This is a genomic window from Mesorhizobium sp. M7A.F.Ca.CA.004.06.1.1, assembly GCF_003999135.1.
Classification (GTDB): Bacteria; Pseudomonadota; Alphaproteobacteria; order Rhizobiales; family Rhizobiaceae; genus Mesorhizobium.
Map to the genome: position 1 here is coordinate 1 of NZ_RZPQ01000189.1, position 8,634 is coordinate 8,634.

The window sequence follows — 8,634 nt, forward strand, 5'->3', positions numbered from 1 at the left end:
AGCCATGACTAGGAACATCCGGCCGATGCGAAACTCCGGTTCTTGCCGGCCAATCGAAGAGCAGAGGCGGCAGGTGAGGAGCCAACAAAGCAGCCCGCCATCGCCGTGGTAACTGTTTCTTCTCTGGTTTTGCCGCAGATTGCCCTGCGGTGGAGCAGGCGAAGCAGACGATGGCGCGTCAGGGCAAGAAAAGTCGCAATGGAACGTTCTGGGCCAAGGCCCTGGAGCGCGCCCATCTTGGTGTCTGGGACTGGGATCTTGTAACCGGCGACTGCTTCTATTCCGCGACCTGGGCGCGGATGCTGGGCTACGATGAGAGCGAACTTGCCAACACCAGCGACCTGTGGCTGCAACTGACCCATCCCGACGACCGCGAGCGGGCGCTGGCCAGCGGCGACCGCCACATTGCCGGCCTGACCGACGCCATCGAGACCGAATTGCGGCTGAAGCACAAGCAGGGACACTGGGTGTGGGTGCTCGATCGCGGCGGCGCCGTCGAGCGCGACGCGATGGGAAAGCCGCTCAGGCTGATGGGTGTGCAGACCGACATCTCCAAGCAGAAGGCGGCCGAAGCCGAACTCGAGCAGGTCAATGTGCGCTTCCGCCTGGCGCTTGCCGCCAGCGGTACCGGCATCTGGCACCACGACCTCGCCACCGGCAAAAGCTATTGGGACGAACGCACCAGGGAGATTTTCGGGCTTGTCTCCGACACCGCCGAAGTCGAGCGCGACCACTGGTTCGGCTATCTGCATCCGGACGATAAGGAGGCCGCGTCGCGCGCGCATCTGGTGCCGCTCGAAACGGACAAGGTCACCGCCGTGCAATACCGCATCGTCCGGCGCGACGGAGAGGTCCGGCACATAGAATCCCTGCTGCGTTTCATCGCCGACCCGCAAATCCCGGACCGCCGGCTGGCGGGGCAGATCCTGGGCACGGTGCGCGACATCACCGAAGACAAGCAGCGCGAGCAGGAGCTTGCCTATGCGGCCCGCCATGACGCGCTCACCGGTCTCTTGAACCGCGCCGCGTTCGACCGGCTGCTGGCCGATCACATCGCGGCCCCGCAGTTGCTGCCGCTTTCCGTGTTCTACGTCGATCTCGACTACTTCAAGGCGCTCAACGATTTTGCCGGCCACGCGGCCGGCGACCTGGCACTGAAAAGCGTTGCCCTAGGCATTCTGGGCTGCCTTCCCCCGACGGCGCATGCCGCGCGCCTGGGCGGTGACGAGTTCGCGCTGCTGATGCCCAATTGCAATACGGCGCAGGCCGGGCGGCTGGCCGACGCGGTACTTGCCGCGGTTCGCGATGCCGAACTAGGATCGACGGCCACGTCGCGCAAGCTGGCGGCCTCGATCGGCATCGCTTTCGTCGATGACGCCAACACGACGGTGGCCGACGCGCTGGCCTGCGCCGACGACGCCTGCTACGCGGCCAAGGCCGCCGGGCGGAACCGATTTGCCGTCTTCTCCACCGATACGGCATCGGGTTCGGGTGGCCTCAACGCGGCGCGCGTCGTCGCCGATACGGTCGATGCCATGGAAGACGGAAGGCTGAAGCTGTTTGGCCAGGAAATCCATCGGCTGGGCCGTCCCTGGCTGGAAAGCCGCCATGTCGAAGTGTTGGCCAGGCTCGCCGCCCGCAACGGCCGGCTGGTGCCACCCGGCGAGTTCATTCCGGTGGCCGAGCGGTTCGGCATCGCGTCGCGGCTCGACCGCTGGATCATCCGCACCGCGCTGTCGCGGCATGGTGCCGCCTTGCGTTCGGGGGCGTTGACGCTTGGCTTCAATCTGTCGGCGCAGACGCTGAGCGACCCGCAGCTTTGGGACTTCGTGGACAACGTCATAGAAGAAACCGGGGCGCCGCATTCGGGCATCGGCTTCGAGATCACCGAAACCGCCGCCGTCACCAATTTCGACGCCGCCGAACAGTTTGTGCGCAAGGCGCGCGAGCGGCGCTGCCGGGTCAGCCTCGATGATTTCGGCGCCGGTATGAGCTCGTTCGAATATCTCCGGCGGTTCCCCGTCGACACGATCAAGATCGACGGTTCCTTCATCGAACACATCACGCAAAGCCGTTTCGACCGCGAGATCGTGCTGGCCATCACCAGCATCGCCCGCAGCCTCGGCTGTGACGTGGTCGGCGAGAAGATCGAACAGCAGGACACGCTGGCCATGTTGAGCGACATGGGCGTCGCCTTCGGCCAGGGATTTTTGCTGCACCGGCCAGAGCCGCTGGAACGAATTGTCGCGCGTGCGACCAAGGGAGCGACGGCCCGCAAGGCATCGTGATCCGGGTGCGGCGAGTTTCAGGCCAGGCCGAACTGACCTGAAACTCGCCGCATTCTATCCGGTTCGCCGCGCCGTCGATTGCGGAAACTCCAGCACTCCAGCCTCGGGTCGCCTGTGCTGCGCTTCCGTCACCGCTTCGATCAACAGATCGAGCGCTTCACAGGCCGCGCGACTCGTCTCGTCGTTGCCTTGCAGATAATGATAGGCTCGTTCGAGGTGGATGCGGGCGGCTGAAAAATCGCTGGTCAATGGTCCCTCCATGATCCCGCCCTAGAAGACCTTGCCGGAGACGAGGGAACGCCGGGTAAATATCCACAAGCGGCTTTTATTCAAATGCCGCCGAATGTTGCGGGGAGGCGCGCGGCGTTGATGCTGCCAATCTCCCCCCGTGGGGGAGATGTCCGGCAGGATAAAGGGGGGCGCTGTCCTGCCGACCTGAACAATCAGATTTTCGATCTGTTTCGCAGCCTGCACGCTTGATGAGATTGAAGATCTCCCCCACACGGGGGAGATTGGCGGCTTCACCGCCGCGTGATTAGACTGTCAACTTCCTGCGCAAGGTGAGACCGATGATCGTCCAGGCCTGCATCAACGGCGCGCGCGTGCGCGATTTCCACCCGAAGCTGCCGCTGACTGCCGAGGCAATGGCCAGCGATGCGGCAGCCTGCGTCGCCGCTGGAGCGGCCGAACTGCACATCCATCCGCGCGGCACTGACGGGCGCGAAAGCCTGGCAGCCGTCGACGCCACCGTGCTGGCGGTGCGCCGGACCTGCCCGGGAACACTGGTCGGCGTGTCGACCGGCGCCTGGATCGAGAACGACGTCGAGCGGACCCGCACGGCGATCGCCGGCTGGCGAGACCTGCCCGACTATGCTTCGGTCAACCTGTCCGAACCGGATGCGCCCGCCGTGATGGAACTGCTGCGCCAGCGTGGTGTCGGCATCGAGGCGGGGCTTGCCGTCGTCGCCGATGCCGAGCGCTTCGTAGCGCTTCCCGGCCACGACCAGGTGCTGCGCATTCTGATCGAGATCGACATCCCGGACCTGTCCGCTGCACTCGACGAAGCGCATGGCATCGTCGCCGTGCTCGAGCGCGCCGGGGTACGGCGGCCGATCCTGCTGCATGGCGTCGATGCAACTGTCTGGCCCTTCGTCAAGGTTGCGCATCGCAAGCGCTGGTCGACACGGGTCGGTCTGGAAGACGGCAATACGCTCGCCGATGGAACTGTGGCGAAGGACAACGCGGCGATCATCGCTGCCGCCGTGGCGATCTTTCGCGGCTAGTTTTCCAGAATGATCCTGATCGCCTTATCGACCACCGGATGGAGGCCACTGGCCTGGAAGGACAGCCGGTTGCCGGAGCCGACATTGCTGGTCATGGCGATGGTCAGGCCGGACAGCGGGTCGTGCAGCATCACGGCGACGTAGCCGGGGATGCTGCCCTGGTGGCCGTAGAAGGCGCGATCGGCGTAGGCGCTCTGGAACATGCCGGCGCCGGTCTCGCGCATGCGTGTGCCAGGGAAACTTGCCGGCACGCGGTGTTCGAACATCTCGGCGAAGAACGGCGGCGACAGCAGCTTTCCGGAAAAGAGACCACGCATGAAGCTCACCATATCGGACGGCGTCGACACCATGTCGCCGCAGCCATAAGCGGCGCCGAACGGGAAGGAATCGGAGGAATCCTGCAAGTCGTCGGAGTAGGGCAGCACGCCATCCATGCGCCACATCTCGCCGCCCGAGGCGATGTCGGTGGGCGCATTCGCTGGCGGCGGGGGGCGGTGGTAGTAACCACGCACCATCGACTTTTCCGGAAAGGCTTCGGTGGCCGGCGACCAGGTGTTTGTCAGGCCGAGCGGGTGCAGCACCGCGCTTCTGACATAACCGCCCAGCGACTGGCCGGAGACAGCCTCGATCACCATGCCGGCCAGAACATAGCCGGTGTTGTTGTAGACGGCGGGCCCGCCCGGCGCCTTCTGCTTGTCGGAAACGAAGGCTATGTCGACCAGCTGTTGCGGCGTCCATTGCCGGCTCGGATCCATCGGAATGTAATATTCGAACTCGGGCAGGCCACTGCGGTGGTTGATCAGCTGGCGCACCGAAATGTCTTCTGCTCCCGGGAGGTCGGGAAACCAGGAGGCGATCGGCGCGCCGAGGTCGAGCTTGCCGTCCTGAGCGAGCTTGACCAATGCGGCGGCGACGAAGGTTTTGGTGCAACTGCCGATCTTGAACAGGCGGTCGGGCGAGACGGCAATGCCATGCTCCCGGTCGGCGAGGCCGGCAGTGAGGGCGGTTGGTGCGGCGCCTGTGGAGTAGGCGAGCGAGGCGCCTACCGCGCCATCGGTGAGATAGGTCTTGAGGAGGGCGTTCAGGTCTTCACGCATGGATTCTGCTTTCGCCGCCAAATTGCTGGTTTCATAGGTGTCGGTGCGTCCCCGGGCCGAGCCCGAGGGCAGGGTCGCCAAGCTTCACTCCGCCATATCGACGGCGGCAAAGTTCTGCCGGCCGAAGGGGTCGAGCACGTAGTTGAGCACGCTCTTGCGGATCGGGATCGCCACCACCGAATGGGCGATCGGCGCCACCGGCACCTCGACCTTCAGGATCGCTTGCGCCCTGGCGTAGATGTCGGCGCGCTGTTTCGGATCGGCGGCGACGCGACCGTCCTGCAGCAGCTTCTCGAAGGCCGGATCGCACCAGCGCGAGCGGTTGGAGCCGCCCTTCACGCCGTCGCAGGACAGCAGGTAGCTCAGCATGTTGTCGGGGTCGCCATTGTCGCTGCTGCCGCCGAGCAGATAGGCGTCCTGTTCGCCCGCCGCGGTGCGCTTGAGATATTCGCCCCATTCAAAGCTGACGATCTCGGCCTTGACGCCGACTTTCGCCCAGTCGGCCTGGATCATCTCGGCCATGCGCTTGGCATTGGGATTGTAGGGCCGCGATACCGGCATCGCCCACAGGCTGATTTTCAGGTCGCTCTCGTGGCCGGCTTCCTTCAGCAGCGCCTTCGCGCCATCCGGGTCATAGTCGATGCCGGCGTCGGTGACGGCCCCGATCTGCGCCGGCGGCACGACGCTGCCGGCGACCGTGCCGGCGCCGGCATAGACGGCGTCGACGATCGCCTTGCGGTCGACGGCCTTGGCCAGCGCCATGCGCACGCGCACATCGCCGAGCGGCTGGTGTTCGACATTGAAGCCGAGGATGCCGATGTTCTGACCCTTGAGGTCGAGCACGGTGATGTCGGGATCGGTGCGCAAATCGGCGACGGCGCTTGGCGGGGGCGGGGCGGCGACCTGGCACTCATTGGCCTTGAGACGCTCGACGCGCGTGGTCGGTTCGGGCGTAACGGCGAACACCAGAGTGTCGATCTTCGGCGGGCCGCGCCAATAATCCTTGTTGGCGGCGTAGCGGATCTGGCTGTCGGGGACATAGGCCTGCAGCACGAACGGGCCGGTGCCGACGGGCTCGCTATCGATCAGTTCCGGCGTGCCGGCGGTGACCATCTTTTCGGTCTGCTCCAACGACAGGATAGAGAGATAGTCGAGCGCAATGCCGGGCAGGAAGGTGACGTTGGCCGCCGTCAGCGTGAAGCGCACGGTGTGGTCGTCGACCTTGTCGATCTTGTCGATCAGCGAGCCCATGCCCAGTGCGTTGAAGTACTCGTAAGCGCCGCCGCCGAACTTGTGGTAGGGATTGCTGGCGTCGCGCTGGCGGTTGAAGGTGTACAGCACGTCGTCGGCATTGAACTCGCGCGACGGTGTAAAGTGGTCGTTCGACTGGAATTTCACGCCGTGGCGTAGGTGGAACGTGTAGATCTTGCCGTCGGCTGAGACCTCCCAGCTTTCGGCCAGCGCCGGCCCGACCTCGGTGGTGCCAGGCTTGAACTCGACCAGCCGGTTGAAGATCGTCTTGGCGGCGGCATCCATGGTGGAGTCCGCCGTGCCGATCGCCGGGTTGAAGGTTTCGGGATTGGCTTCCGAGCAATAGACCAGGGTTTTGGCGTAGGCCTGTCCGCCAAGAAGGACGGACGAGGCCAGCAAGGACGAGCTAAGGACTGCGCGCAGAACGGATTTCATCGCAAACGCTCCTGATGACACTTTACGGGTTGAGGGAAGGGCAGGCCGGTGAAGTTCATGGCGTCGCCGCCGGGGTGATGAAACGGTCGGGCGCAAGCGCGGCGGAGGTGATACCGCGTGCCGTGAGATCGTCCGGCAGCGGCTGGCCGCGCAGCAGCGCCGCACCCAGCCGCGCCAGCGTCAGCGACACCTGGAAGCCGTAGCCGCCCTGGCCGCCGAGCCAGAAGAAGCCGGGCAGGCGCGGGTCGAAACCGATGACCGGCGTGCGGTCGGGCGAAAAGGTGCGCAGGCCCGCCCATGGCGTCGACGGACGGCCGATGCGCAGCGACGTCGCCTGTTCGATGCGGTCGACGGCGATGGCGACGTCGATGTCTTCCGGATAGGCGTCGCAGGGTTCGGAATCGGTCTCGTCGGCCAGCGAGCCGATCAGCCTGCCGGCATCGGGCTTGAAGTAGAATTGTTCATGCAAATCGACCACCAGCGGCCAGGCGCTGATGTCGGTGCCGGCGGGCGGATCGAAAAGGAAGGCGGTGCGGCGCTTCGGCCGGAAGCCGAGACCGGAGAGACCGGCCAGCCCGGCGACGACATCGACCCAGGCGCCAGCGGCGTCGACGACGATGTCGGCCTGGTAGGCGCCGGCATTGGTGGTGACGCTGAAGCCATTTGCGACGCGGGAAATCTCCAGCACTTCCTCGCCGGTGCGGATCACGCCGCCGCCGGCCTTGAGCGCGGAGGCTGAAGCTGCAAGCATCTTTCCCGTGTCGACATCGAGCGCGCCGGGTTCATGCACGCCGCCGCAGGTGGTTGCCGTGGCGATGACCGGCACCAGCGCGGTGACTTCTGCTGCTGACAGGCGCCGTACGCTCGGCACCAGCGCCTGCATCTCGGCCGCCATGCGGTCGACGGCTGCACTGTCTTCGACACCGCCGACGTGCAGCGCGCCGCGCCGGTGGGCGGCGAAGCCGCCATCGATGATCGCCTGCCGGCTGGCCAGCGACAGCGCCCGCACCAGCGCATTGCCATAGGTTTCGGAAAACAGCGCCGCGGAGCGGCCGCTAGCGTGGTAGCCGAGATGCGGCTCGCGCTCGAGCACGGTGATCTCGGCCCAGGATTGCACGGCCGTCGCCAGCGAAAGGCCGGCAATGCCGCCTCCGATGACGACGATTTTTTGGAGAGACTTGGACTGCATGTCCTAGGGGTAGAAATAATTTCGTATCCAGTCAATATTTAGCGTATAAGAAAATTGTTAGCGTTGTTGATGGCGGCAGGGAGTTGGACTACCTAGGGTGAAGAAGCGGCCCGGTGGCCGCGCCAGGAGCTGACGATGTCGGAGCAACCGAACCTCGGTGATTGCCTGCGCGGCTTGAGGAAGACGCATGGCTGGACCTTGCAGGAGGTCAGCACGCTGACTGGCGTCGCGGTGTCGACGCTGTCCAAAGTCGAGAACGACCAGATGTCGCTGAGCTACGACAAGCTGCTGCAGATCTGCGAGGGGCTGAGCATCCATGTCACCGAGCTGCTCAGCGGCGACCGCAAGCAGCCGGCCGCGCGCACCCGTCGTTCGGTGACCTCGCAGTCCAACACGCTGCGCCAGCTGACCCGCAACTACGATTACCGCTATCTGGCCACCGATCTGGTGCGCAAGCGCATGGTGCCGATCCACGCCTATGCACGCGCCCGCACGCTGCAGGAATTCGGCCCGCTGACCAGGCATGCCGGCGAGGAATTTTTGATCGTGCTCAAGGGCGAGATCGAGCTGCACACCGACCAGTACGCGCCGGTGCGGCTGAAACAGGGCGACAGCGTCTATATCGATTCCACCATGGGTCACGCCTACCTGTCGGTGGGCGAGGGCGACGCCGAGATGCTGTGCGTCTGCTCCGGCGACGAGCCTGACATGGAGGGCGCGCTGCTGAGCGTGCTGGAGACGGTGGAGGGGTAGGGGCAGGTCCCAACCCTCCACGTTGGTGCTGCCCCTCATCTGGTTGCCGCCATCTTCTCCCCGTTCACGGGGAGAAGGACGATCCTATCGACGGGCGGCGCTGGCTCCAACAATTGAGCGGCTCCGCTACAGCGCAACTACACGTCCCATTCCGCGCCGAACCGCTTCGCGATAGGCGAGATCGGCGGCCACCATGTCTTCCATTGCAACGCCCATGGCCTTGTAGACGGTGACCTGATCGGCGCTGACGCGTCCCGGCCGCAGTCCGAGCAGCATTTCGCCAAGCTCGGTTCCGGTTTCCGGATCAATGCCCACCAGTTCGCAGGAACCGACCGGGG

7 protein-coding genes and 1 pseudogene are annotated in these 8,634 nt (G+C 65.1%); 3 read left to right on the forward strand and 5 right to left on the reverse strand.

The window, feature by feature from the left end; all coding sequences use genetic code 11:
• Nucleotides 1-170 precede the first annotated feature (170 nt).
• Nucleotides 171-2,288: an EAL domain-containing protein gene (locus tag EN906_RS13830; RefSeq protein WP_127301839.1), complete on the forward strand. Its 2,118-nt coding sequence runs from the start codon at nt 171-173 to the stop codon at nt 2,286-2,288.
• 54 nt (nt 2,289-2,342) lie between these two features.
• Here the strand turns inward: EN906_RS13830 and EN906_RS13835 are convergent, their stop codons facing one another.
• On the reverse strand, nt 2,343-2,537 hold the full coding sequence (locus tag EN906_RS13835; RefSeq protein WP_164748793.1) for a hypothetical protein: 195 nt from the start codon (nt 2,535-2,537) through the stop codon (nt 2,343-2,345).
• A gap of 320 nt (nt 2,538-2,857) precedes the next feature.
• On the opposite strand from EN906_RS13835, the gene EN906_RS13840 reads away from it, so the two are divergent.
• A complete protein-coding gene (locus EN906_RS13840) occupies nt 2,858-3,571 on the forward strand; it encodes a 3-keto-5-aminohexanoate cleavage protein (RefSeq protein ID WP_127269269.1) in 714 nt (237 codons plus the stop codon).
• Here the strand turns inward: EN906_RS13840 and EN906_RS13845 are convergent.
• The 3 genes from EN906_RS13845 to EN906_RS13855 are packed head-to-tail and all read right to left on the reverse strand — an operon-like array spanning nt 3,568 to nt 7,543.
• The gene (locus tag EN906_RS13845) at nt 3,568-4,749 is read right to left on the reverse strand and encodes a serine hydrolase domain-containing protein (RefSeq protein WP_236382751.1); all 1,182 of its coding nucleotides are present in this window, start codon (nt 4,747-4,749) and stop codon (nt 3,568-3,570) included. The genes EN906_RS13840 and EN906_RS13845 overlap by 4 nt on opposite strands.
• 3 nt (nt 4,750-4,752) lie before the next feature.
• Nucleotides 4,753-6,354, reverse strand: coding sequence for an ABC transporter substrate-binding protein (locus EN906_RS13850; protein WP_127269268.1), 1,602 nt, complete (start codon nt 6,352-6,354; stop codon nt 4,753-4,755).
• A 55-nt stretch (nt 6,355-6,409) separates the two neighbouring features.
• On the reverse strand, nt 6,410-7,543 hold the full coding sequence (locus EN906_RS13855) for an FAD-binding oxidoreductase (RefSeq protein ID WP_127272047.1): 1,134 nt from the start codon (nt 7,541-7,543) through the stop codon (nt 6,410-6,412).
• A 135-nt stretch (nt 7,544-7,678) separates the two neighbouring features.
• Between EN906_RS13855 and EN906_RS13860 the strand changes: the two genes are divergently transcribed.
• Nucleotides 7,679-8,296 carry an XRE family transcriptional regulator gene (locus tag EN906_RS13860; RefSeq protein ID WP_127271375.1) on the forward strand — a complete coding sequence of 206 codons (618 nt, stop codon included), beginning with the start codon at nt 7,679-7,681 and terminating at the stop codon, nt 8,294-8,296.
• 126 nt (nt 8,297-8,422) lie between these two features.
• Here EN906_RS13860 and EN906_RS13865 read toward each other — a convergent pair.
• Nucleotides 8,423-8,634, reverse strand: a pseudogene (locus EN906_RS13865) (ornithine cyclodeaminase family protein); the annotation flags it as partial.